Source organism: Streptomyces yangpuensis (assembly GCF_024666385.1).
Lineage (GTDB): Bacteria > Actinomycetota > Actinomycetes > Streptomycetales > Streptomycetaceae > Streptomyces > Streptomyces yangpuensis.
On record NZ_CP102514.1, the window covers coordinates 3048844 to 3071578 of the forward strand.

General features: G+C 71.5%; 20 protein-coding genes. 7 read left to right on the top strand and 13 right to left on the bottom strand.

Annotated elements, in window-relative coordinates; all coding sequences use genetic code 11:
- The first annotated feature begins 102 nt into the window (after positions 1-102).
- The 4 genes from NRK68_RS13820 to NRK68_RS13835 all read left to right on the top strand — a co-directional run bounded on the left by NRK68_RS13820 (position 103) and on the right by NRK68_RS13835 (position 3468).
- On the top strand, positions 103-1080 hold the full coding sequence (locus NRK68_RS13820) for a ribose-phosphate diphosphokinase (protein WP_030027111.1): 978 nt from the start codon (positions 103-105) through the stop codon (positions 1078-1080).
- 174 nt (positions 1081-1254) lie between these two features.
- Complete coding sequence (locus NRK68_RS13825; protein ID WP_183069135.1) at positions 1255-1842, top strand: 50S ribosomal protein L25/general stress protein Ctc; 588 nt, start codon at positions 1255-1257, stop codon at positions 1840-1842.
- Positions 1843-1948: 106 nt separating this feature from the next.
- Positions 1949-2539, top strand: coding sequence for an aminoacyl-tRNA hydrolase (gene pth, locus NRK68_RS13830; RefSeq protein ID WP_183069134.1), 591 nt, complete (start codon positions 1949-1951; stop codon positions 2537-2539).
- A 158-nt stretch (positions 2540-2697) separates the two neighbouring features.
- On the top strand, positions 2698-3468 hold the full coding sequence (locus tag NRK68_RS13835; protein ID WP_183069133.1) for an LAVTG motif-containing sortase-dependent surface protein: 771 nt from the start codon (positions 2698-2700) through the stop codon (positions 3466-3468).
- A 90-nt stretch (positions 3469-3558) separates the two neighbouring features.
- Here the strand turns inward: NRK68_RS13835 and ppc are convergent, their stop codons facing one another.
- A complete protein-coding gene (gene ppc / locus NRK68_RS13840) occupies positions 3559-6327 on the bottom strand; it encodes a phosphoenolpyruvate carboxylase (protein WP_373023530.1) in 2769 nt (922 codons plus the stop codon).
- Positions 6328-6706: 379 nt separating this feature from the next.
- Between ppc and NRK68_RS13845 the strand changes: the two genes are divergently transcribed.
- Both NRK68_RS13845 and NRK68_RS13850 read left to right on the top strand, forming a co-directional pair.
- Entirely contained in the window at positions 6707-7687 is a 981-nt protein-coding gene (locus NRK68_RS13845; protein ID WP_183069132.1) for an acyl-CoA desaturase, read from the top strand.
- Entirely contained in the window at positions 7687-8355 is a 669-nt protein-coding gene (locus NRK68_RS13850) for a TetR/AcrR family transcriptional regulator (RefSeq protein ID WP_257857844.1), read from the top strand. Before NRK68_RS13845 ends, NRK68_RS13850 begins: the two co-directional genes overlap by 1 nt.
- Positions 8356-8429: 74 nt before the next feature.
- Here NRK68_RS13850 and NRK68_RS13855 read toward each other — a convergent pair whose 3' ends face one another.
- Both NRK68_RS13855 and NRK68_RS13860 read right to left on the bottom strand, forming a co-directional pair.
- Positions 8430-8807: a VOC family protein gene (locus tag NRK68_RS13855; RefSeq protein WP_183069130.1), complete on the bottom strand. Its 378-nt coding sequence runs from the start codon at positions 8805-8807 to the stop codon at positions 8430-8432.
- A gap of 2 nt (positions 8808-8809) precedes the next feature.
- Complete coding sequence (locus tag NRK68_RS13860) at positions 8810-9667, bottom strand: trans-aconitate 2-methyltransferase (RefSeq protein WP_183069129.1); 858 nt, start codon at positions 9665-9667, stop codon at positions 8810-8812.
- Positions 9668-9829: 162 nt separating this feature from the next.
- Between NRK68_RS13860 and NRK68_RS13865 the strand changes: the two genes are divergently transcribed.
- A complete protein-coding gene (locus tag NRK68_RS13865; RefSeq protein WP_030659599.1) occupies positions 9830-10327 on the top strand; it encodes a MarR family winged helix-turn-helix transcriptional regulator in 498 nt (165 codons plus the stop codon).
- On the opposite strand, the gene NRK68_RS13870 is transcribed toward NRK68_RS13865, so the two are convergent.
- The 10 genes from NRK68_RS13870 to rsmA all read right to left on the bottom strand — a co-directional run bounded on the left by NRK68_RS13870 (position 10286) and on the right by rsmA (position 22726).
- Positions 10286-11053, bottom strand: a complete 768-nt coding sequence (locus tag NRK68_RS13870) for a LuxR C-terminal-related transcriptional regulator (protein WP_183069128.1) — start codon at positions 11051-11053, stop codon at positions 10286-10288. The two genes, NRK68_RS13865 and NRK68_RS13870, sit on opposite strands and share 42 nt — an antisense overlap.
- 586 nt (positions 11054-11639) lie before the next feature.
- On the bottom strand, positions 11640-12596 hold the full coding sequence (gene galE / locus NRK68_RS13875) for a UDP-glucose 4-epimerase GalE (RefSeq protein ID WP_257855892.1): 957 nt from the start codon (positions 12594-12596) through the stop codon (positions 11640-11642).
- A gap of 111 nt (positions 12597-12707) precedes the next feature.
- Entirely contained in the window at positions 12708-13400 is a 693-nt protein-coding gene (locus tag NRK68_RS13880; RefSeq protein WP_183069202.1) for a response regulator transcription factor, read from the bottom strand.
- A gap of 128 nt (positions 13401-13528) precedes the next feature.
- Complete coding sequence (locus NRK68_RS13885; RefSeq protein ID WP_257855893.1) at positions 13529-15268, bottom strand: outer membrane protein assembly factor BamB family protein; 1740 nt, start codon at positions 15266-15268, stop codon at positions 13529-13531.
- Positions 15269-15323: 55 nt separating this feature from the next.
- Positions 15324-16955: an outer membrane protein assembly factor BamB family protein gene (locus NRK68_RS13890; RefSeq protein WP_183069125.1), complete on the bottom strand. Its 1632-nt coding sequence runs from the start codon at positions 16953-16955 to the stop codon at positions 15324-15326.
- 210 nt (positions 16956-17165) lie between these two features.
- Positions 17166-18965 carry an ABC-F family ATP-binding cassette domain-containing protein gene (locus NRK68_RS13895; protein ID WP_183069124.1) on the bottom strand — a complete coding sequence of 600 codons (1800 nt, stop codon included), beginning with the start codon at positions 18963-18965 and terminating at the stop codon, positions 17166-17168.
- Between the two features lie 28 nt (positions 18966-18993).
- Positions 18994-20325 carry an acyltransferase family protein gene (locus NRK68_RS13900; RefSeq protein WP_257855894.1) on the bottom strand — a complete coding sequence of 444 codons (1332 nt, stop codon included), beginning with the start codon at positions 20323-20325 and terminating at the stop codon, positions 18994-18996.
- 132 nt (positions 20326-20457) lie between these two features.
- Positions 20458-20811 (bottom strand): hypothetical protein, encoded by a 354-nt coding sequence (locus NRK68_RS13905; protein ID WP_183069122.1) that lies wholly within the window; start codon positions 20809-20811, stop codon positions 20458-20460.
- A gap of 71 nt (positions 20812-20882) precedes the next feature.
- On the bottom strand, positions 20883-21818 hold the full coding sequence (locus NRK68_RS13910) for a 4-(cytidine 5'-diphospho)-2-C-methyl-D-erythritol kinase (protein ID WP_257855895.1): 936 nt from the start codon (positions 21816-21818) through the stop codon (positions 20883-20885).
- A complete protein-coding gene (rsmA, locus tag NRK68_RS13915) occupies positions 21815-22726 on the bottom strand; it encodes a 16S rRNA (adenine(1518)-N(6)/adenine(1519)-N(6))-dimethyltransferase RsmA (protein ID WP_183069120.1) in 912 nt (303 codons plus the stop codon). The genes NRK68_RS13910 and rsmA overlap by 4 nt, the downstream gene beginning before the upstream one ends.
- Between the last annotated feature and the right edge of the window lie 9 nt (positions 22727-22735).

The window sequence follows — 22735 nt, forward strand, 5'->3', positions numbered from 1 at the left end:
ACGGCGTACCGTGATAGGTGCACGCAATTCGGCTGGCTCACCGTGTGCGGGACGGACGCACATGGGGGCGAGCAGCTTCAACACGTCTGAGGAGACAGTGCTGTGACCGGGATCAAGACGACCGGCGAGAAGAAGCTGATGCTCTTCTCCGGCCGCGCCCACCCCGAGCTGGCCGAGGAGGTCGCGCACCAGCTGGGAGTCGGCCTCGTGCCGACCAAGGCTTTCGACTTCGCGAACGGTGAGATCTACGTCCGCTTCCAGGAGTCGGCGCGTGGCGCGGACTGCTTCCTGATCCAGAGCCACACGGCTCCGATCAACAAGTGGATCATGGAGCAGCTGATCATGATCGACGCGCTGAAGCGCGCGTCGGCGCGTTCCATCACCGTGATCATCCCGTCCTACGGCTACGCCCGTCAGGACAAGAAGCACAAGGGCCGCGAGCCGATCTCGGCGCGCCTGGTGGCGGACCTGCTGAAGACCTCGGGTGCGGACCGCATCCTGACGGTCGACCTGCACACGGACCAGATCCAGGGCTTCTTCGACGGCCCGGTGGACCACCTGTCGGCGCTGAACGTCCTCGCGGACTACGTGGGCGCGAAGGTGGACCGCACGAAGCTGACGATCGTCTCCCCGGACGCCGGCCGTGTGCGGGTGGCGGACCGCTGGTGCGACCGGCTGGACGCGCCGCTGGCGATCGTGCACAAGCGCCGTGACAAGGACGTCGCCAACCAGGTGACGGTCCACGAGGTCGTCGGTGAGGTCAAGGGCCGCGTCTGCGTCCTGGTCGACGACATGATCGACACGGGTGGCACGATCTGCGCCGCGGCCGAGGCGCTGTTCGCGCACGGTGCGGAGGACGTGATCGTGACGGCGACGCACGGCATCCTGTCGGGTCCGGCGGCCGACCGTCTGAAGAACTCCAAGGTGAGCGAGTTCGTCTTCACGAACACCCTGCCGGACCCGTCGGACCTGGAGCTCGACAAGATCACGGTGCTGTCGATCGCCCCGATGATCGCGCGCGCGGTGCGCGAGGTCTTCGAGGACGGTTCGGTGACGAGCCTGTTCGAGGAGCAGCAGTAAGGGCTCCCGCTAGATCCTTTTGAAGTGCGGCCTTCCCGCCGGGTAGACTCATGAAGTTGCTCGGCGAGGGAGGCCGCATTTCTGTGCGGGCACTCCGTTATCGACGCGCTCTTCGTAGCAGGCCGTTCAGGCCGGGTGACTGTGTCCTTTTCCATCACCCCACGAGGAGTGAGCATGTCCGAGGTCAAGCTTTCCGCCACCCTGCGCGACACCTTCGGCAAGGGCTCTGCCCGCCAGGCCCGTCGTGACGCCCTGACCCCCGGTGTCATCTACGGTCACGGCACCGCCCCGAAGCACGTCAACGTCGAGGCCCACGGCCTGATGATGGCGCTGAAGACCCCGAACGTCCTGCTGTCCCTGGACATCGCGGGCGACGGCACCGAGCTGGTCATCCCGAAGGCCGTGCAGCGTCACCCCCTGAAGCGCACCATCTCGCACGTCGACTTCCTGATCGTCCAGAAGGGCGAGAAGGTCGTCGTCGAGGTTCCGGTCGTCACCGAGGGCGACCTGGCCGCCGGTGGCAACCTGCTGGAGACCCTCCTGACGGCCGTTTCCGTCGAGGCCGAGGCCACCCACATCCCCACCGAGATCACCGTCTCCATCGAGGGCCTGGAGGCCGGTGCGACCGTGCACGCCTCCGACCTGAAGCTGCCGGCCGGCACCACCCTGGCCGTCGACGGTGAGACCGCCGTCCTGCAGGTCGTCGCCCCGCAGGCCGAGGAGCCCGCCGCCGAGGCCGAGGCCGAGGGCACCGAGGCCTGAGCCTCGCCCCTTCCTCTCAGCAGTTGCTGACCGACCGCCGTCCGGCTCCACTGGAGCGGGACGGCGGTCGTCTTCGTTCCGGGCGGTACGGGTAAGGAGCTTTTTGATGTCGGACGACGCGGCACCCTGGTTGATCGTGGGGCTGGGCAATCCGGGTGCGGAGTATGCCGGGAACCGCCACAACATCGGGTTCATGGTGGTCGATCTGCTGGCGGAGCGGATCGGCGGGAAGTTCAAGGCGCACAAGGCGCGGGCGCAGGTGGTCGAGGGCCGGATGGGTCCGCCGGGGCCGGCGAACCGCCGGGTGGTGCTCGCCAAGCCGATGTCGTTCATGAACCTGTCGGGTGGTCCGGTGACGGCCCTGCGGGACTTCTACAAGGTGCCGTTGGAGCGGATCGTCGCGGTCCACGACGAGCTGGACATCGACTATCCGACGCTGCGTCTGAAGCTGGGCGGCGGGGACAACGGGCACAACGGCCTGAAGTCGATGACGAAGTCGATGGGTGCGGATTACCACCGGGTGCGGTGCGGCATCGGGCGGCCTCCGGGCCGGATGCAGGTCGCGGACTTCGTGCTGAAGGACTTCTCCTCCACGGAGCGCAAGGAGCTGGACTGGTTCGTGGACCGGGCGGCGGATGCGGTGGAGTGCCTGGTCGCGGAGGGACTGGAGCGCGCGCAGTCGGCGTACAACGGGTAGCGCGTCGGGCATCTTCACAAGGGACAAGTGGCCCGGAGCAGGTCAGTTCGTAGCAAATATGTGCGTCTGACCCTTGACCGGGGCGGCGTCGTATCAGCATGCTGGCGCCGCCGCCCCCCATGGCCCCATGTTTCCCTCTCGTCCCCAGAGGTGCCTCGATGCTCCGTTCCCGTAAGCGCTGGGCGGCTGTTGCCACTGCGCTGCTCCTCTCCGCGTCCGCCGGCCCGGCGTTCGCCGCCGACTCCTACGAGGTGCCGCTGCACCAGGCGAAGGACCTGCCGATCTACGCGGCCCAGTACAAGGGCAAGCCCGGCGAGACCTGCGCGTCCATACCCGCGACGAAGGACGGCTGGCACTTCATCGCGCCGGGCAGCCCGAACGAGGTCTCCTTCGTGAAGCTGACCGTGAAGTTCGAGCCGGGCGGCGAGCAGGTCATCACCGTCTTCGGTCCGCCGAACGAGAACCACGCGTACGCGGCTTCGGAGCCCGGCGCGAAGCTGGTCTCGGCGGTCGCCGAGGTCGAGGGCACCACGGGCGGCGGCAAGAAGCTGGAGTGGTTCAACCTCTCGCACACCTGCCCGTCGACGGCGACGACCGAGCCGACGCCGTCGCAGTCCTCCACCACGCCGGCGCCGTCGACCTCGACCTCGGCCTCGACGTCTCCGAGTTCCAGCACGTCGGCCTCGCCGTCGACCTCGGTGAGCACGAGCACGAGCCCGTCGTCGTCGACGAGCACGTCGCCCTCCTCCTCGGCGTCCTCCCCCGCTCCGTCCGCGTCGGCCTCGGCCTCGGGCGGTACGACCGGTGGTGACCTGGCCAAGACCGGTTCGGACGCTCCCATCGGGCTGCTCGCCGCGATGGCGGCGGCGCTGATCGCGGCCGGGGCGTTCCTGCTGGTCCGCCGTCGCCGGTCCGGCGCCGAGGGCTGAGTCCCCTCGTACGAAGCAGAAAAAAAAGGGGGGTCCCCGGCGCCGGTGCGGCGCGGGGGACCCCCCGTTTTCGTGGGTACGGCGGCCCGGTCAGCCGGTGTTGCGCAGGCCTGCGGCGACACCGTTGACGGTGAGGAGCAGGGCGCGGGAGAGGAGCGGGTCGGCTTCCTCGCCGCGGGCGGCGGCGGCGCGCTGGCGGGCCAGGAGGGAGACCTGGAGGTAGGAGATGGGGTCGAGGTAGGCGTCGCGGACGGCGAAGGTCTGCTGGAGCACCGGGTGGGAGTCGAGGAGCTGCTCGCCGCCGGTGATGCGCAGGACCTCGCGGACGGTGAGCTCGTGTTCGGCCTGGATGCGGGCGAAGACGTGCTTGAGCTCGTCGGGTACGAGGGTGTCGACGTAGTGGCGGGCGATCCGCAGGTCGGTCTTGGCCAGTGTCATCTCGACGTTGGACAGGAAGTTGCGGAAGAAGTGCCAGCGTTCGCCCATCTCGGTGAGGGCGTCCTCGTGGCCGGCTTCGCGCAGGGCCTTGAGGCCGGAGCCGACGCCGTACCAGCCGGGGACGATCTGGCGGGACTGGGTCCAGCCGAAGACCCACGGGATGGCGCGCAGGCCGTCGAGGCCGGCTCCGGAGTCGGGGCGGCGGGAGGGCCGGGAGCCGAGGTGGAGGTCGGCGAGCTGGTCGACGGGGGTGGCGGCGAAGAAGTAGGCGGGCAGGTCGGGGTCTTCGACCAGCTCGCGGTAGGCGGCGTGGGCGGCGTCGGAGACGGTGTCCATGGCCGCGTCCCAGCGGGCGAGGGATTCGTCGGACTGGCGGGGCGCGGTGTGCAGGGCGGAGGCCTGCAGGGTGGCCGCGACGGTCAGTTCGAGGTTCTCGCGGGCGAGGGAGGGGACGAGGTACTTGTCGGAGATGACCTCGCCCTGTTCGGTGACCTTGATCTCGCCTTCGAGGGTGCCCCAGGGCTGGGCGAGGATCGCGTCGTGGGAGGGGCCGCCGCCGCGGCCGACGGTGCCGCCGCGGCCGTGGAAGAGGCGCAGGCGGACGCCGTAGCGGTGGGCGACGTCGCGCAGCCGGCGCTGGGCTCGGTGGATCTCCCACTGGCTGGTGGTGATGCCGCCGAACTTGGAGGAGTCGGAGTAGCCGAGCATGACCTCCTGGACGTCGCCGCGGAGGGAGACCAGGCGGCGGTAGGAGGGGTCGGCGAGCATCTCGTCGAGGATGACGTCGGCGGCGCGGAGCTCGTCGGTGGTCTCCAGGAGCGGGACGATGCCGATCTTGGCCCAGCCGGCGTGGAGGTCGATGAGGCCGGCCTCGCGGGCGAGGACGGCGGCGGCGAAGACGTCGTCGGCGCCCTGGCACATCGAGATGATGTAGGACTCGATGACTTCGGGCCCGAACTTCTCGAAGGCGTCCTTGACGGCGGCGAAGACGCCGAGGGTCTTGGCGCCGGCGGCGTCGAGGGGGGCCGGGGTGGGTGCCAGCGGGCGGCGGGAGCGGAGTTCCTTGGCGAGGAGCTTCTGCCGGTAGTCGCGGGGCATGTCGGCGTAGCGCCAGGATTCCTCGCCGAGGCGGTCGAGGAGCTGGCCGAGGGCGTGGTGGTGGGCGTCGGCGTGTTCGCGTACGTCCATGGTGGCGAGCTGGAGGCCGAAGGCGGCGAGGGTGCGGATGGTGCGGTCCATGTGGCCGTCCGCGAAGAGGCCGCCTCGGTGCTCGCGCAGGGAGGTCTGGATGAGGGTGAGGTCGGTGAGCAGCTCGGCGGTGCCGAGGTAGTCGCGGCCTTCCTCGTGGGGGATGCCCTTGGCGAGGCGCTCACGGGTGTTGAGGAGCTTCTGGCGGATGCAGGTGGCCTTGAGCCGGTAGGGCTCTTCGGCGTTGAGGCGCTTGTAGCGGGGGCTGATCTCGGGCAGGCGTTCGAGGTCGGCCTGGAGGGAGGCGAGGAGTTCCTCGGTGGCTCCGGTGTAGCGGATGGAGTTGGACAGCAGGCTGCGCAGGAAGTCGACGAGTTCGAGGGCGTCGGTGATGCCGTGTTCGTGCTGGAGGATCAGCACGTCGCGGGTGACGTCGGGGGTGACGTTGGGGTTGCCGTCGCGGTCGCCGCCGATCCAGGTGCCGAAGGTGAGGGGGCGGGTGCCGGCGGGCAGTTCGATGCCGACGCGCCGCAGTTCGGCGGCGAGGTCCTCCAGGACGTCGCCGACGGCGCCGGCGTGGAGCTCGTCGAGGTAGTAGATGGCGTTGCGGGCCTCGTCGGCGGGCTCGGGACGGACGACGCGCAGTTCGTCGGTCTGCCAGACGAGGTCGATGTTCTCGGCGAGGCGGAGGTCGTGGCGGCGGCGGTCGCCGGCGCCGGTGACGGGTTCCTCCAGGAGGGCCGCGATGCGGCGCAGCTTGTTGAGGACGCTGCGGCGGGCCGCCTCGGTGGGGTGCGCGGTGAAGACGGGCCGGACGTTGAGGTTCTTGACCGTCTCGCGCAGGTGCTCGGGGTCGGCGTCCTTGAGCATGTCGGCGGTGCGGGCGAGGAGCCCGCCCTCGGCGGCGCGGTGGGCGCGCAGTTCCTTGCCGCGGTGGACCTGCTCGGTGATGTTGGCGAGGTGGAAGTAGGTGGAGAAGGCACGCACGAGCTTGGCGGCGGTCTCCAGGTCGGTGTCGCCGAGGAGGGCGGCGGCGGCTTCGCCGTCGGTGCGGGTGAGGGCGCGGACGCGTTCGACGAGGTCGAGCAGGTCCTGGCCTTCCTGGCGTACGAGGGTCTCCCCGAGGAGGTCGCCGAGGCGGCGGATGTCCGCGCGCAGTTCCGCGTTGGCGGTGGCGGCCGGGGTGACGGGGGCCTGCTGGGTGGCCAGGGGGGCCTTGTCAGCACTGCTCACAGGTGCGGCTCCTTGCAGTGTTCGAGCGCTACTGGGCGGTGGGCTCCCGGCCGTGGGCGGCGTGGACCCCTCCGGACTCCGTCCGGGGGACCGCCGCTCCTGAGATGTGGCTCGGGCTGCCCGTGCGGACCGCGCTGTCCGACGGGGAACAGGATAGGTGTCCGATGCCCGTGCCTGGGCAAACGTCTCATAGGCCGAGTCGTACGGGGTCGGCCGACGGGTGGGGACGCGGGTCCGCACCGGTGGCCGCGCCCGCGCTCCTCTTGTCCCGGGCCCGGGCTTTGCCATACTTACGATGCCGTAGGTTACGGACCCGTAGGATTCGGGTTCCGGTGATCCGGCGCACCCTCCGACCTCCCTCACCCCCCAGGGGACACCCATGACCACCAGCCCCGATCTGATCGAGGGTGCCTCAGCGCCCTCCGAGACTCCTGTGCCGTCCGCGACGCTGGGCGGCGAGAACAAGCGGTCGATCGAGCAGGTCGCCCTGCTGCTGTTCATCACCGTCCCCTTCGTGGCGCTGCTGGCGGCGGTGCCGCTGGCCTGGGGCTGGGGGGTGAGCTGGCTGGACCTGGGCCTGATGGTGTTCATGTACTTCCTGGCCTGCCACGGGATCACGATCGGTTTCCACCGTTACTTCACGCATGGTTCCTTCAAGGCGAAGCGGCCGCTGCGGATCGTGCTCGCGGTGATGGGCTCGATGGCGGTCGAGGGTCCGCTGGTGCGGTGGGTGGCGGACCACCGCAAGCACCACAAGTTCTCCGACCACGAGGGTGACCCGCATTCGCCGTGGCGGTTCGGTGAGACGGTGCCGGCGCTGATGAAGGGCCTGTGGTGGGCGCACATCGGATGGCTGTTCGACGAGGAGCAGACCGATCAGCAGAAGTACGCCCCGGATCTGATCAAGGACCCGGCCATCCGGCGCATCTCGCGGGACTTCATCTGGTGGACGATCTTCTCGCTGGCGGTTCCGCCGCTGGTCGGCGGTCTGGTGACGATGTCGTGGTGGGGGGCGTTCACGGCGTTCTTCTGGGGTTCTCTGGTGCGGGTGGCGCTGCTGCACCACGTGACCTGGTCGATCAATTCGATCTGTCACGCGGTGGGCAAGCGGCCGTTCAAGTCCCGGGACCGGTCGGGCAACGTGTGGTGGCTGGCGGTGCTGTCGTGCGGTGAGTCGTGGCACAACCTGCACCACGCGGATCCGACGTCGGCCCGGCACGGTGTGCTGCGGGGGCAGGTGGATTCCAGTGCGCGGCTGATCCGCTGGTTCGAGCAGCTGGGGTGGGCGACGGACGTGCGGTGGCCGTCGGCGGCCCGGATCGACGCCCGGCGCAGGGAAAACGGGTCGAACGCGGCATGATGGGGGGCGTGGCGATCGACGGCGGTACCAGCAGCGACAAGCCCGGGCGTGGCCGCCGGGTTCGGATGACGGGCGCGGAGCGGCGCCAGCAATTGCTGGACATCGGCCGGACCCTGTTCGCGGAGAAGGGTTTCGAGGGCACGTCGGTGGAGGAGATCGCGGCGAAGGCCGGGGTGTCCAAGCCGGTGGTGTACGAGCACTTCGGCGGCAAGGAGGGCCTGTACGCGGTCGTCGTGGACCGGGAGATGCGCCAGTTGCTGGACGGGGTCACGGGTGCGCTGACGGCCGGGCATCCGCGGGAGCTGCTGGAGCAGGCGGCGTTCGCGCTGCTGGACTACATCGAGTCGTACACGGACGGTTTCCGGATCCTGGTGCGGGATTCCCCGGTCGCGCAGTCGACGGGTACGTTCGCCTCGCTGATCAGTGACATCGCCACGCAGGTGGAGGACATCCTGGGGCTGGAGTTCAAGGCCCGGGGCTTCGATCCGAAGCTGGCCCCGCTGTACGCGCAGGCGCTGGTCGGGATGGTGGCGCTGACGGGGCAGTGGTGGCTGGACGTGCGCAAGCCGAAGAAGGCCGAGGTGGCGGCGCATCTGGTGAACCTGGCGTGGCACGGGCTGGACGGGCTGGAGTCGAAGCCGCAGCTGGTGGGCCGCCGCAAGAGCTAGGTCCCGTTCGCGGGCGGTACGACGGCGCCCCGTCACCGGTGGTCCGGTGGCGGGGCGCCGTCGTGTCGTGCGGGCTAGCGGGCGGGTGCAGCCTCGTGCGGTTCCAGGAATTCGAGCCGGTTGCCGACGGGGTCCTCGGAGTAGAAGCGGTGGTGGCCGGGAAGGTTCGCGTCCCAGACCACCTCGGCGCCCCTCTCCTTCAGTCTTTGCGCGTACGCCGCGATGCCGGTGACCCGTAGTCCGGGGTGCGCCTTGCGGGCGGGCCGGAAGTCGTCCTCGACGCCGAGGTGCAGTTGTACGGATCCGGCGGCGAACCAGCATCCTCCTCGGGCGGCGAGGACGGGGGGTTTGGGGATCTCGGTCATGCCCAGGACGCCGGTGTAGTAGGCGCGGAGCCGGTCCTCGGAGCCGGGCGGGGCGGCCAGTTGGACGTGGTCGACTGCGGTGAGCACGGTCAGGCCTCCTTGCGGGCCACGGCGAAGATCCTTCGGAACGGGAAGACGGTTCCGCGCGGCCCGCTCGGGTAGGCCGCGCGCAGCAGGTCACGGTATTCGGTGAGAAAGGCGTCGACGGCTTCCCGGTCGTCGCCGAGGGCCGTGAGGACGGGCCGCAGCGCGGTGCCCTTGACCCAGTCGAGCACGGGGTCGGGGCCGTGGAGGAGCTGGTGGTAGGTGGTCTCCCAGACGTCGGCGGTGCAGCCGAGCTCGGTGAACCGGGCGAGATATTCGGCGGGTTCGAGAAGGTGGATGTAGCGGGCGCCGTGGCCGGCGAGGCGGGAGCGCCAGCGCGGGGCGTCGCAGAGCTGCGCGAGGAGGGCGTGGCTGGGGGCGGTGAAGTTGCCGGGGATCTGGAAGGCGAAGGTGCCGCCGGGGCGCAGGCCGTTGATCCAGGCGCCGAAGGAGCCGGGGTGGCTGGGGACCCACTGCAGGGCGGCGTTGGAGACGATCAGGTCGTAGGGCTCCTCGGGGAGCCAGCCGGCGATGTCGCCGTGGCGGAAGTCGAGGCTGCCTCCGCCGGCGGTGGGGCCGGCGTACTGCTCGGTGGCGCGCTGGAGCATCTCCGGCGAGAGATCGAAGCCGGTGATGACGGCCTCGGACCAGCGGGTGGTGAGGAGTTCGGTGACGTTGCCGGGGCCGCAGCCGAGGTCGGCGATGCGGGCGGGGCTGGTGGGGAGTTCGGGTATGCGGGCGAGCAGGTCGAGGAAGGGCCGTGTGCGGTGGCCCGCGTGCCGGAGGTACTGCTGGGGGTCCCAGGTGGGTGCGGAGGGCGCGGTGGACGTGGGGGTCCCTGCGTGCGCGGTATCGGAATACATGTTCGAGCCTCCCTGCTGGCGGGGCGGTCGGAAAGCGGAATCTGTTCCGGCCCCCTCCATGCCCCATGCTCGCTTCATTTATATCTCGATGTCAAGATACTTGTGATCGAGATACTCGGGATGAAGAGACTTCACATCGACAGACCCCTTACACTGATCGGCATGGAGGACGAGGTCGACCGACTGGTGGCGGCATGGCGGCGGGAGCGCCCTGACCTCGACGTGGAACCGCTCGAGGTACTGAGCCGCGTCAGCAGGCTCGCGCGCCATCTCGACCGCGCCCGCAGGCTGGCCTTCTCCGAGCACGGCCTGGAGCCCTGGGAGTTCGACGTCCTGACGTCGCTGCGCCGCGCCGGCGCCCCCTACCAGCTCTCCCCCGGCCAGCTGTTGACCCAGACCCTGGTCACCTCCGGCACCATGACCAACCGCATCGACCGGCTCGCGAAGAAGGGCCTGGTCGAGCGGCTCCCGGACCCCAGCGACCGCCGCGGGGTCCTGGTGCGGCTCACCCCCGAGGGCCGGGACCGCGCCGACCAGGCCCTCGCCGGGCTGCTCGCCCAGGAGCGGGCGATCCTGGCCCAGCTCTCGCAGAGCCAGCGCGGCGATCTCGCCGGGCTGCTACGCCAGTTGACCGCTCCGTTCGACAACATCCCCGGCTAGGTCGGCGGGTCGTACGCCGGCCCGCCGGGCCAGCGCCACCGCGGCCAGCGTGGAGTGCACGCCGAGCTTGCCCAGCACGTTCTGCATGTGGGTGCGGACCGTGTGCGGGGACAGGAACAGCCGCGCCGCCACGTCCTTGCGGCCCAGCCCCGCCACCATGCAGCGCAGCACCTCGTGCTCGCGCGGGGTGAGGGACTCCACGAGCCGTTCGCTGTCGGTGCGGTGCTTGCGCGCGGCGGTCAGCTCGCGGAGCACTCCGGTGAGCAGTGCGGGCGGGAGGTGGGTCTCCTCCCGCAGGACCCCGCGGATGACGGCGAGGAGCCGAGAGAGCGAGCAGTCCTTGGCCACCCAGCCCGAGGCACCCGCCTGCAGGGCGTGGGCGGCCCGGCGCGGGTCGTCGCGCTCGGCGAGGACGACGGTGCGGACCCCTGGGTGGGCCACCCGTACCGCGGCCACCAGCGCGATCCCGTCCGAGGCGGGCTGTGGCGGCCCGGCCCCCGGCTCCCGCTGGGCGGGCACGGCCCCGGCGACGGCGCCGAGGTCGGCGTCGACCAGCAGGACGTCGAAGCGGCGGCCCTCGGCCACCGCGCGTTCGAGGCAGCGCAGTGCGGCGGGGCCGCTGCCGGCCGCGGACACGTCCACGTCCGGCTCGGCCGCGAGCGCGGCTGCGAGCGATTCGGCGAAGATGCGGTGATCGTCGACGACGAGAACCCGGATACGAACCACAAAACCCCCAAGGGTAGGGGAACGGACGACGGCGGGTACGGCGCCAGGACCGGGTGATCCGCAGCCCCCGGCCGCCGCCGAGACATATCTGCACTACCCCGGACCGGACGCCGTACCCGACTTGTCTCGACCCCTGAATCAACACCGGCCCCCACCGGTGTCACGCATCAGCGTAGGGCCGGGGGCGGCTCGCAGTTGGCCGAATAGCAGAAGTTTTTCCCGGGGATTTGAGGAGTGTGCGTTCCCCAGGGGCTCGGCCGTGGCTGGAAATCATCGGAATCGGGGGCCTGTGGGACGTCTTGCGCACGGGCGCGTGCCATCGGCAGTTGCACGGGGGGCATTTCACCCGGCGTGCGCACGCCGGGCGCCCGCGCGCAGCGCCCGCCCGCGGCGCATGGCCCCAGAGCTCGCGCCCCCGCCACAGCCGTTGCACGGGGAGGTGAGCCGAAGGGGCGCGCCGGGGAGTGGGGCCGGGCGCGCGGAGGAAACCGCGAGGCACGAGCGGCTTTCGAGCACGTACGGCCCCACGAGCCGGCAACAAGCGCCCCGGAGGCGAACCGAGCCCCGGTCCGAACAGAACCGAGCCCTACGAAACAGCGCGGGCGAAGTTCCAGGCGTCCTGGATGATGCCGGTGAGGTCGGCGCGGTTCGGGGTCCAGCCGAGGCGTTCGTGGGCGGTGCGGGCGGAGGCGACGAGCATCGCCGGGTCGCCGGCCCGGCGCGGGGCGACGACCTCGGGGATGTCCCGGCCGGTGACCTTGCGGACGGTCTCGATGACCTCGCGCACGGAGAACCCGCTGCCGTTGCCCAGGTTGCAGATGAGGTGTTCTCCGGCGGTGGCGGCCTGCAGGGCGGCCAGGTGGGCCTCGGCGAGGTCGGCGACGTGGATGTAGTCGCGTACGCAGGTGCCGTCCGGGGTGGGGTAGTCCTCGCCGAACACGGAGATCGACTCGCGTTCGCCGAGGGCGACCTGGAGGACGAGCGGGATCAGGTGGGTCTCGGGGCTGTGGCGTTCGCCGTAGGCTCCGTAGGCGCCGGCCACGTTGAAGTAGCGCAGGGACACCGCGGCCAGGCCGTGGGCGACGCACTCCCCCGCGATCATGTGGTCGACGGCGAGCTTGGAGGCGCCGTACGGGTTGGTCGGCGCGGTCACCGAGGCTTCGGTGAGCAGGCCTTCGGTCGGCTCGCCGTAGGTGGCGGCGGTGGAGGAGAAGACGAGCCGGCGCACGCCGGCCTCGCGCATCGCGGCCAGCAGGGCGAGGGTGCCGCCGACGTTGTTCTCCCAGTACTTGCCGGGGTTCACCACGGACTCGCCGACCTGCGAGAAGGCGGCGAAGTGCAGCACGGCCTCGTAGGAGGGGTCGATGTGGCGGGCGGCGTCCTGGATGCGGCCCTCGATGAAGGTGGCGCCTTCGGGGACGCCGGCGCGGAAGCCGGTGCTGAGGTCGTCGAGGACGGTGACCTCGTGGCCGGCCTCCAGGAGGTGGGCCGCGACTACGCTGCCGACGTATCCGGCGCCACCGGTTACCAGGTACTTGCTCACTCGCCTACTGCCTCTCGCGGGGGACCACGCGCGCGTGGGTGCGCGTGCTTGGGCACTGGCTTACCCGATGCGGCGCCCGCGGGGGAAATCGGCGGCTCCGGAACCCTGCGGTCAGCCCCGCGGCTCGGGGGACGACGGTCCGGGCAGGGCCCGGTCCAGGAGGCCGGTGCGGGCGGCCAGCGCGGCCGCTTCCAGCCGTGATCCGACGCCCAGTTTCATCAGGACCCGCTGTACGTGGGTGCGGGCGGTGCTGGGCGCGATGGCCATGCCCGCGGCGATCAGGCGGGTGTCCTCGCCCTCGGCGACCCGTACGAGCACCTCCACTTCGCGCGGGGTCAGCAGGCGCAGCAGCCGGCTGCCTTCGTCGTCGGGCTGGACGGCGGGGTTGAGGAGTTCCGAGAAGGCCCCCTGGAGCAGTTGCGGGGCGATCGCCGCCTCTCCCGCCCGTGCCTTGGCCAGCGCCCGTTCCACTCCCTCGATGCGCTCGTCCTGGCGTACGTACCCGGAGGCGCCTGCGGCGAAGGCGGCGGCGATCCCGCGGGGGCTGGGGACGGGGCCGAGGACGACCACGGCGATCTGCGGTCTCTCCCGTTTGATGCGGACGACCGGTTCGAAGACTCCGGGCTCGGCGGGGTTGGCGGTGCCGAGGAGGCAGACCTCCGGGGCACGGCCGATGACGAGTTCGGCGGCGCCCGCCGCCGGGGCCGCGGCGGCCAGCACCCGGTGGCCGCGCAGTTTGAGGGCAGAGGCCAGTGCCTCGGCCAGCAGCCGGTGGTCGTCGACCACCACGACGCGTACGCCCATTGAGGAACCCACCCCCCACCCTTCTGCCCCGGCAAGCTACACGCTTGTTCGACGGCGCGAGGGTGATACCGCGCAGAAGCCCCCGATCGGTACGGACCGTTCGGGGGCTTCATGCGGTGCTGTGCGGGTCAGCTCGCGGTGAACGAGACGAAGAGGTACTCCGGCTCGGACGAGTACGGCTTGCTGATGTTCTGCTTGGCCATGAAGAGCTTGCCGTTGTGGTAGCGCAGCTCGGAGGAGAAGTCGGGCGAGAAGGAGGTCTCGGCGCGCCGGATGTCCTTGTCGGCCGGGTTCTCCATGAGGAGGGTCTCCTTCATCGTCTTGCCGTCGATGCTGACGATCTGGCCGCCCTTGTCGTAGGGGGGGACCTTGTAGGCGATGATGTTCGACCCGTCCATGCGCAGCGGGTACATGGTGTACCGCTCGCCCGCGTCGGCGCGGTCGGTGGTCTGCTTGCCGGTCTCCAGGTCGAAGGAGAGCAGTTCGTTGGTGCGGCCGGTGGGCGACTGGCCCTGGTGCTCGGCGGAGGGCACGTAGATCTTGCCGTTGCCGACGACCATGTTGGAGCACTTCTCGACGTCGGTGGAGCCGCACTTGGCGGCGAAGGAGCCGGCGGCGAGCGGGATGCGCGCCTTCAGCTCGCCCTTGGCGTCGACGACGAACAGGTCGCTGACGCCCTTGCCGCCCTTGGCGTTGTCGCCGACGTCGGCCGCGACGACGAACGGCTTGGTGGAGACGATGTGCGCGTACTCGATGCCTTGGGAGAGCTTGTAGGAGCCGGTGGGCGCGCCCGTGGCCGGGTCGAGGAGCTGCGCGTGCAGGGTGTAGTTGGGGTGCTGGCCGCACTTGCGGATGGCGGCGAGGGCCTCGCCGCCCGCGTAGCCGGTGTCGCGGCAGCTCTCGCCGTCGACCTTGGGCTGCCACAGGTTCTTGCCGTCGGCGAGGTTCCAGGCGGCGCCGCCGCCGGAGACGCCGGCCGCGGCGACGGTCTTGCCGCTGAGGGTGATCTCGGAGAAGTGGATGGGCTTGTCGCCGCCGTTGGCGCTCTTGATGTTGCCGGACCAGACGAGCTTGCCGGCTTCGAGGTCGATGACGCCGACCTCGGTGCACGGCGGGTACTTGTTCTCGGCGGTGGGCTGGGCGGGCCTGAAGAGGATCGCCGTCTTCTTCTCGCTGACGTGCGGGGTGGCTCCGCAGACCTCGCCCGCGAGGGGGATCTCCCACTTCTTGCCGCCGTCGACGACGTTGTAGCCGACGACCTTCGACACGTCGGACTTGACGTAGGTGTTGTCGGTCAGCCAGGAGCCGTTGACGGACACGATGTCGGTGACGGCCGGGACGGGCTGGTTGTAGAGGGTCTTCGACTTGGGGTTGCCGGGGACCTTCTCGGTGCCGGGCGCGGAGGCCGGGTTCTTGTCGCCGCCCGGGGAGGCGCTGGGGTCGCTCTGTGCGATGTCCTCCTTGCCGCCGTCGCCGGAGGTGTACCAGAGGCCGCCGCCGACGATCAGGACGATGGCCAGGAGGGCCGCGCCGACGATCATCAGCTGGGTGCGCTTGTCCCCGCCGCCACCGCCGGCCGGGGGCTGGGCGGGGGGTACGGGTGCGCCGTACTGCGCGGGCGCGGCGGGCTGCTGCGGGTATCCGTAGCCGGGGTCGGCCTGCGGGTAGCCGTACGCGGGCTGCCCGGCCGGCGGCTGCTGTGCGGCGGCGGGCGCCGCGGGCGGTCCTGCGGGCGGGGCGGGCGGGCCGGCGGGCGCCGCGGGCGGTCCTGCGGGCGGCTGGGGCGCTCCGAACCCGCCCGGCGGGGGATCCTGCGGCGCTCCGAAGCCGCCGGACGGCGGCTGGCTGGGGGGCGGCGGGGTACTCATCGGTTGCTGTTGCCTCTCGGTGGACGGCTCGTCGGACGGCGTGCCGGACGGGGGTTCACTTGCCGAAGACCATCAGGAGCTTCTCGTCCTTGTCCTGGGCGAGCAGGCGGGTCGTGGAGATGAAGAAGCGTCCGTCGGCGTAGTCGACGTCCGGGGAGTAGAAGGAGCTCTCGATCGGTGCGGAGGGGCCTGAGGGGTGGCGCAGGAGCGCGGTGGGGGTGCTGCCGTCGGCGGGGATCGAGACGACCTCGCCGCCCTGGCGGGATTCGGCCTTGCGGTAGGCGATCAGCTGCCCGTTCGCGGCCTTGAGCGGCTCCAGGGTGCGTCCCTCGCCCGCCGGGACGCGCCATTTGGCCTTGCCCGTGTTCAGGTCGAAGGCGACGACCTCGTTGGCCTTGCCGATGCCGGCCTTGGTGGGGAGGTAGAGGGTGCCGGCGTCGACGACGGCGGTGGCGCAGCCCTGCAGGGAGTCGTCGTGGCTGACGCTGCACTCGGTGGAGAACTTGCCCTCGCCGGAGAGCGTGGTGCGCTGCTTGCCGTCGGGTCCGAGGACCACGATGGAGCTCTCCTTGGTGGCGGCGTTGGTGAGGTGGAGGACGATGGGGTCGAGGCCGTAGACGCGGGAGACCTTCCAGCCCTTGGGGAGCCGGTAGGTCCACGTCTTCTTGCCGGTGACCGGGTCGGCGTCCTGGATCTCGACGGTCATGTCGGCGTCGTTGCAGGTGGCGACGCCGATCATCTTGCCGTTGCCGGCGGCGTAGGCGCCGGGTACGCAGCCTTCGGCGGGGCTGCCGAAGAGCTTCTCACCGGTGCTGATCCTGAAGGCGGTGGCGCGGGTGAGGCGGTTGACGGTGACGGTGTCCCCGGTCATGGCGAGGCTGGGGTCGAGGAACATGTCGAAGGCGCTCTCCTTGGCGACCTCCTTGGACCAGCCCTCCTTGCCCGCCTTGAGGTCGACCATGCGGATCTGGTTGCAGTTGGCGGTGGCCGAGGGGCCGTCCCCGTACATGACGACGGTCTTGCCGTCGTCGGTGGTCCGCTTGGTCATGCCGCAGATGTCCGCGGGGAAGGTGATCGTCCACTTTTCCTTGCCGTCGGCGATCGCGTAACCCTTGATCGTCTTGCCGACGGTCTTGGCCACGGTGTCGCCCACGACCCACTGGCCATGGGTGGCCACGCCGGCGCCCGGGCCGTCGATCTTGGTGGTCTTGAGCCAGAGGACCTTGTCCTCGCCCTGCTTGCGGCCGGCGTTGAGGTCGGTCTGCTGGTTGCCGCCCGGTCCGCTGCCGTCGCCGACGTCCACGGACGGGGAGGCGGCGGGCTTGGCGTCGCCGGGCTCCTGGGCGACGGGCTGCCCGGGGTCCTTGCCGCCGCTGCCGAGGACGGCGTAGCCGACTCCGCCGAGGACGAGGACGCCGGCGACGGAGGCGGCGACGATCAGGGGCAGCTTCTTCTTCGGAGGCATGCCGGGGGCGCCGGGCGGGGGCGGCTGCAGGCCGTGGGCCGGGTACGCCGGAACGGTGGGCGGCTGCGGCACGGGGCCGGGCTGCTGGGGGTGCGCGGGCTGCTGCGCGTACGGGTTCTCGCCCTGCTGCGGATATCCGTAGCCCTGCTGCGGCGGGCCGGGCAGGTGTCCGTAACCGGAAGGGGTCGGCGGCTGGTTCGGCGGCTGGGGCGGCTCGGTCATCAGCGCACTTTCGGCTTCGGGGGGTCGGGGAGAATGACCTTTCTATCACTGACACCGTGCATACAACGGACCGGTCCGCCCCCTGTTCCCAAGGGAGGACCGGCCCGTGACGCCGTCGTTATCCGGTCAGTTGGCCCCGCAGACCCGCGGAATCCAGGGGGTGTTTGCGCCGATCATGTCGGGCTCGCGGCCTGACCGGCATGCCCCTCCCTATGCCTCCTCGGCCAGCTCCAGCCAGCGCATCTCCAATTCCTCGCGGTCGGCGAGAAGTTCGCGCAGCTCCGCGTCGAGCTTGGCCACCTTGTCGTAGTCGGTGGAGTGCTCGGCGATCTGGGCGTGCAGGTTCCCCTCGCGGTCGGCGAGCTTGTTGAGCTGCCGCTCGATCTTCTGGAGCTCCTTCTTCGCGGCGCGCGAGTCCCCGGAGGAGGTGGACTTCGCGGCGGCGGCCGGCGCGGGCGCCGGGGCGGCCGCCTCGATCATCTTCTGGCGACGCTCCAGGTACTCGTCCAGGCCGCGCGGCAGCATCCGCAGGCTGGCGTCGCCGAGCAGGGCCATGACGGTGTCGGTGGTGCGCTCGATGAAGAACCGGTCGTGGGAGATCACGATCATCGAGCCGGGCCAGCCGTCGAGGAGGTCCTCGAGCTGGGTCAGGGTCTCGATGTCGAGGTCGTTGGTGGGCTCGTCGAGGAAGAGCACGTTGGGCTCGTCCATCAGCAGGCGCAGGATCTGCAGCCGGCGGCGCTCACCGCCGGAGAGGTCGCCGACGGGCGTCCACTGCTTCTCCTTGGTGAAGCCGAACTGCTCGCACAGCTGGCCCGCCGTCATCTCGCGGCCCTTGCCGAGGTCGACGCGGTCGCGGACGCGCTGGACCGCCTCCAGGACCCGCAGGGACGGGTCGAGTTCGCCGACCTCCTGGGAGAGGTAGGCCAGCTTGACGGTCTTGCCGACGATGACCCGGCCCGCGGCGGGCTGGGCCTCGCCCTGGGTGCGGGCGGCCTCGGCGAGGGCGCGCAGCAGGGAGGTCTTGCCGGCGCCGTTGACGCCGACGAGGCCGACGCGGTCGCCGGGGCCGAGGTGCCAGGTGAGGTGCTTGAGCAGGGTCTTGGGGCCGGCCTGGACGGTGACGTCCTCGAGGTCGAAGACGGTCTTGCCGAGGCGGGCGTTGGCGAAGCGCATCAGCTCGGACTTGTCGCGCGGCGGCGGCACGTCGGCGATGAGCTCGTTGGCGGCCTCGATGCGGTAGCGGGGCTTGGAGGTGCGGGCGGGGGCGCCGCGGCGCAGCCAGGCGAGCTCCTTGCGCATCAGGTTCTGCCGCTTGGCCTCTTCGGTGGCGGCGATGCGCTCGCGTTCGGCGCGGGCGAAGACGTAGTCGCTGTAGCCGCCCTCGTACTCGAAGACCTCGCCGCGCTGGACGTCCCACATGCGGGTGCAGACCTGGTCGAGGAACCAGCGGTCGTGGGTGACGCAGACGAGTGCGGAGCGGCGCACCTGGAGGTGGCCGGCCAGCCAGGAGATGCCCTCGACGTCGAGGTGGTTGGTGGGCTCGTCGAGGATCAGGAGGTCCTGGTCGGCGATGAGGAGCTTGGCGAGGGCGATGCGGCGGCGCTCGCCGCCGGAGAGCGGCCCGATGACGGTGTCGAGGCCCTGGTTGAAGCCGGGCAGGTCGAGGCCGCCGAAGAGTCCGGTGAGGACGTCGCGGATCTTGGCGTTGCCGGCCCACTCGTGGTCGGCCATGTCGCCGATGATCTCGTGGCGGATGGTCGCGGCGGGGTCGAGGGAGTCGTGCTGGGTGAGGACGCCCATGCGCAGGCCGCCGGACTGGGTGACGCGTCCGCCGTCGGGCTCCTCCAGCTTGGCGAGCATCCGGATGAGGGTGGTCTTGCCGTCGCCGTTGCGGCCGACGACGCCGATCCGGTCCCCCTCGGACACGCCGAGGGAGATACCGTCCAGCAGGGTACGTGTGCCGTACACCTTGCTGACTGCCTCGACATTGACCAGATTGACGGCCATCAGACGCGCTCCAGGGAAGGGGTGTGGATCAGCCCCTCAGCCTAACCCTCCGGACCGGGGCGGACCGTTCCACCAGCCAGGCGCCAGCCACGGCCATGCCGATGGCCGCCGGTGCGGTGACGGGGAAGGCGATCAGGGTGGCGGTGTGGCCGTCGAGCAGGCCGCCGAGTCCGGTCATGGAGACCCCCAGGACTCCGAGGAGGCACAGGGTGATCCCGAGGGCGGCGACGGGGCCGGCGGCGGATCCCTGGGGGCCGGCCGGACGGGCGGGCGCGGGGGCCTCGAAGCGGCGGAACAGGACGACGAACAGGCCGGTCAGCGCCGCCGCGGCCAGGATCCGTACGGGGACCTGCGCCCACCAGGCGGCGGTGGCCGGGGCCGGCAGCTCCATGCCGAGGGCGAGCTGGGCCCCGTACACGGCGAGCATCGCGGTGAGGTGCCAGAGGAAGGCGGTCATGGCGACGCCGTTGGCGGCGACGACCGTACGCCACACGCGGGGGCGCCGCAGCCAGGCCCCGGCGGGCCGGGCGACGAGCTGCACGGCGCCGACGAGCCACAGGCCGTGGCAGAGCAGGGCGAGGGTGGGCGGGGCCATGTTGGACACCTTCTCGCCGGGCATCCCGACCATGGACAGCGGGTACGGGCCGCAGGCGACCAGCAGCGCGGCCCCGGCGAGGCCGGCGGCGGCCAGGACGGCGGGCCGGCGGATGCGCCCGTCGGCGCGGAGGAAGCCGAGCTGGTGGACGGCGAGCCAGACGAGGGCGAAGTTGAGGAACTCCACGTAGGGGACACCGAACGCGAAGCGCAGTACGTCGACCAGTGCGGCGGCGCCGGCCAGCGCGGCGAAGGCGGCCCAGCCGTGCCGCTCGTGCAGCTTCAGCAGCGGCGGGGTGAAGGCGACCATGGCCAGGTAGATCCCGATGAACCACAGCGGCTGGGTGACCAGCCGCAGCGCGGCGCCGGCCAACGCCCCCTCGGCCTTTCCGGCGAGCTGCACGCCGAGCGCGACGGCGCCCCACACGAGCACGAACACCAGGGTGGGCCGCAGCAGCCGCCGCAGCCGGGCCCGCAGGAAGACGGCGTAGACGGGCCCGTCGTGGCGGCGGGCCAGGGAGCGGTAGGAGAGGGCGTGCGAGAACCCGCCGACGAAGAAGAAGACCGGCATGATCTGGAGCCCCCAGGTGAGCACCTGGAGTGCGGGCACGAGGGCGAGCAGGTTCCCTATGCCGTCGCCGCTGACCGCGGCCATCAGCCAGTGCCCGGCGACGACCGTGCCGAGCGAGGCGACGCGCAGCAGGTCGACGTACCGGTCGCGGTCGGCGGGTGTGGCGGCGGCCATGGCGCGCGCAGTGGCTGTCATGCCCCCACGCTCTCCCCCGCCGCCCACCCGGCGACAGTGCGCGGGTACTCAACTCCGGCCTGAGTACGTGTCAGCCGAGCCAGACCCCCCGGACGACCGAGATCTCCCTCAGCCGCTCCGGCGCGAGAAACATCAGGAAGCCGCGGCCTCGCGGCGGGCTGCGGCGAGGATGTCATGGATCTCGGCGACCGCGGCGTCGAGTGCCTCGCGGTCGTCTGCTTCCGCCGCCACGGCCTCCAGCTCCCGAAGCCGCGCCGCGCGGGCGGGGTGTCGCTGGACGGCCACGAACTCCCCCCACCACTGCAGGAACGCCCGCAGGGGGGCGATGGTGCTCTGTTGCGCGCTCTGCTCCGCCGCCCGGTCCAGGTGCTCGACGAAGGCGGGCAGGTGGGCCGGGGCGATCTGCGCCACCGCGACGCGCAGCGCCGCAGGGGTGAGCGCCGGCATCGGGATCAGCGGCGTTCCGCCCACCACGGGCTCGGACATCGGACGGCCTCCTGGGCAGCTCTCGGCGGTGCGTTCAAGCCTGTCCACCGGCGGGCGGCCGGGGCGCGGTTTCAGTGCGGCAGGACCGTGGCTCCCGGGGCGGGGGAGGAGGCGATGCGGGTGGCGCGGCAGGTGCCGGAGGCTTCGAGGGCGGCGGCGGTCTTGGCGGCGGCCTCCTCGTCGGCGGCCAGGAAGGCCGTCGTCGGGCCCGAGCCGGAGACCAGGGCGGCCAGGGCGCCGGCGCCGAGGCCGGCGTCCAGCGTGGCCGCCAGCGAGGGCCGCAGGGAGAGGGCCGCGGGCTGGAGGTCGTTGGCCAGGGTGGCGGCCAGCGCGTCCGGGTCGCCGGAGGCGAGGGCGGTGAGGAGGGCCGGGGAGGCCTGCGGCTCCGGGATCCCGGTGCCCTCGGCGAGGCGGTCGAACTCGCGGAAGACGGCCGGGGTGGACAGGCCTCCGTCGGCCACCGCGAACACCCAGTGGAAGGAACCGGCGGGCACCGGAGTGAGGACCTCGCCGCGGCCGGTGCCGAGGGCGGCGCCGCCGACCAGGCTGAAGGGGACGTCGCTGCCGAGCTCCGCGCAGATGTCGAGGAGTTCCTCGCGCGGGGTGTTCAGGCCCCACAGGGCGTCGCAGGCCAGCAGGGCCGCCGCGCCGTCGGCGCTGCCGCCCGCCATGCCGCCGGCGACGGGGATGTTCTTGGCGATGTGCAGGTGCACCAGGGGGGCGAGGCCGTTGCGCGCGGCGAGGATCTCGGCGGCGCGCGCCGCGAGGTTGGTGCGGTCCAGCGGGACCTTGTCGGCGTCCGGGCCCTCGCAGGTCACCGTCAGCGCGTCGGCCGGGGTCGCGGTCACCTCGTCGAAGAGGGAGACGGCGAGGAAGACGTTGGCGAGGTCGTGGAAGCCGTCGGGGCGGGCCGCGCCGACCGCCAGCTGGACGTTGACCTTCGCGGGGACCCGTACGGTGACGGGCGTCGTCCGCGGGCCGGTGCTCGTGTTCGTGCGCGTGGTCACAGTGCGGGCCTCTCCGGGGCGGGCTTGTGCTCGGCGATCGCGGCGAACTCCTCCACCGTCAGGGACTCCCCGCGAGCCTGCGGGGAGACGCCCGCGGCGACCAGCGCGGCCTCCGCGCCCGCCGCGGAGCCGGCCCAGCCGGCCAGTGCGGCGCGCAGGGTCTTGCGGCGCTGCGCGAACGCCGCGTCGACGACCGCGAAGACCTCTTCCTTCGAGGCGCTGGTCCGGATCGGCTCGGTGCGCCGCACGAGGGAGACGAGACCGGAGTCGACGTTGGGCGCGGGCCAGAAGACCTTGCGGCCGATGGCTCCGGCGCGCTTGACGTGCGCGTACCAGTTGGCCTTGACGGAGGGCACCCCGTACACCTTGTTGCCGGGCTCGGCGGCCAGCCGGTCGGCGACCTCCGCCTGGACCATGACGAGGGTCCGCTCGATGCTCGGGAACCGGTCGAGCATGGTGAGCAGGACGGGCACGGCCACGTTGTACGGCAGGTTCGCGACGAGCGCCGTCGGCGCCGGACCGGGCAGTTCGGTCACGAGCATCGCGTCGGAGTGGACCAGCGCGAAGCGGTCCTTCTTCGCGGGCATGCGGGCCTCGATGGTGGCGGGCAGCGCGGCCGCCAGGATGTCGTCGATCTCGACGGCGACGACCCGGTCGGCGGCCTCCAGCAGCGCGAGCGTCAGCGAGCCCAGGCCGGGGCCGACCTCGACGACCACGTCGTCCGGGCGGACCTCGGCGGTGCGCACGATCCGGCGCACCGTGTTGGCGTCGATGACGAAGTTCTGCCCCTTCTGCTTCGTCGGGCGTACGCCGAGGGCGGCGGCCAGCTCCCTGACGTCGGCGGGGCCGAGGAGGGCGTCGGGGGTGCTGGGCGCGGGGATATCGGGCTGCTGCTCTGCGGTGCTCACCGGTAAAGC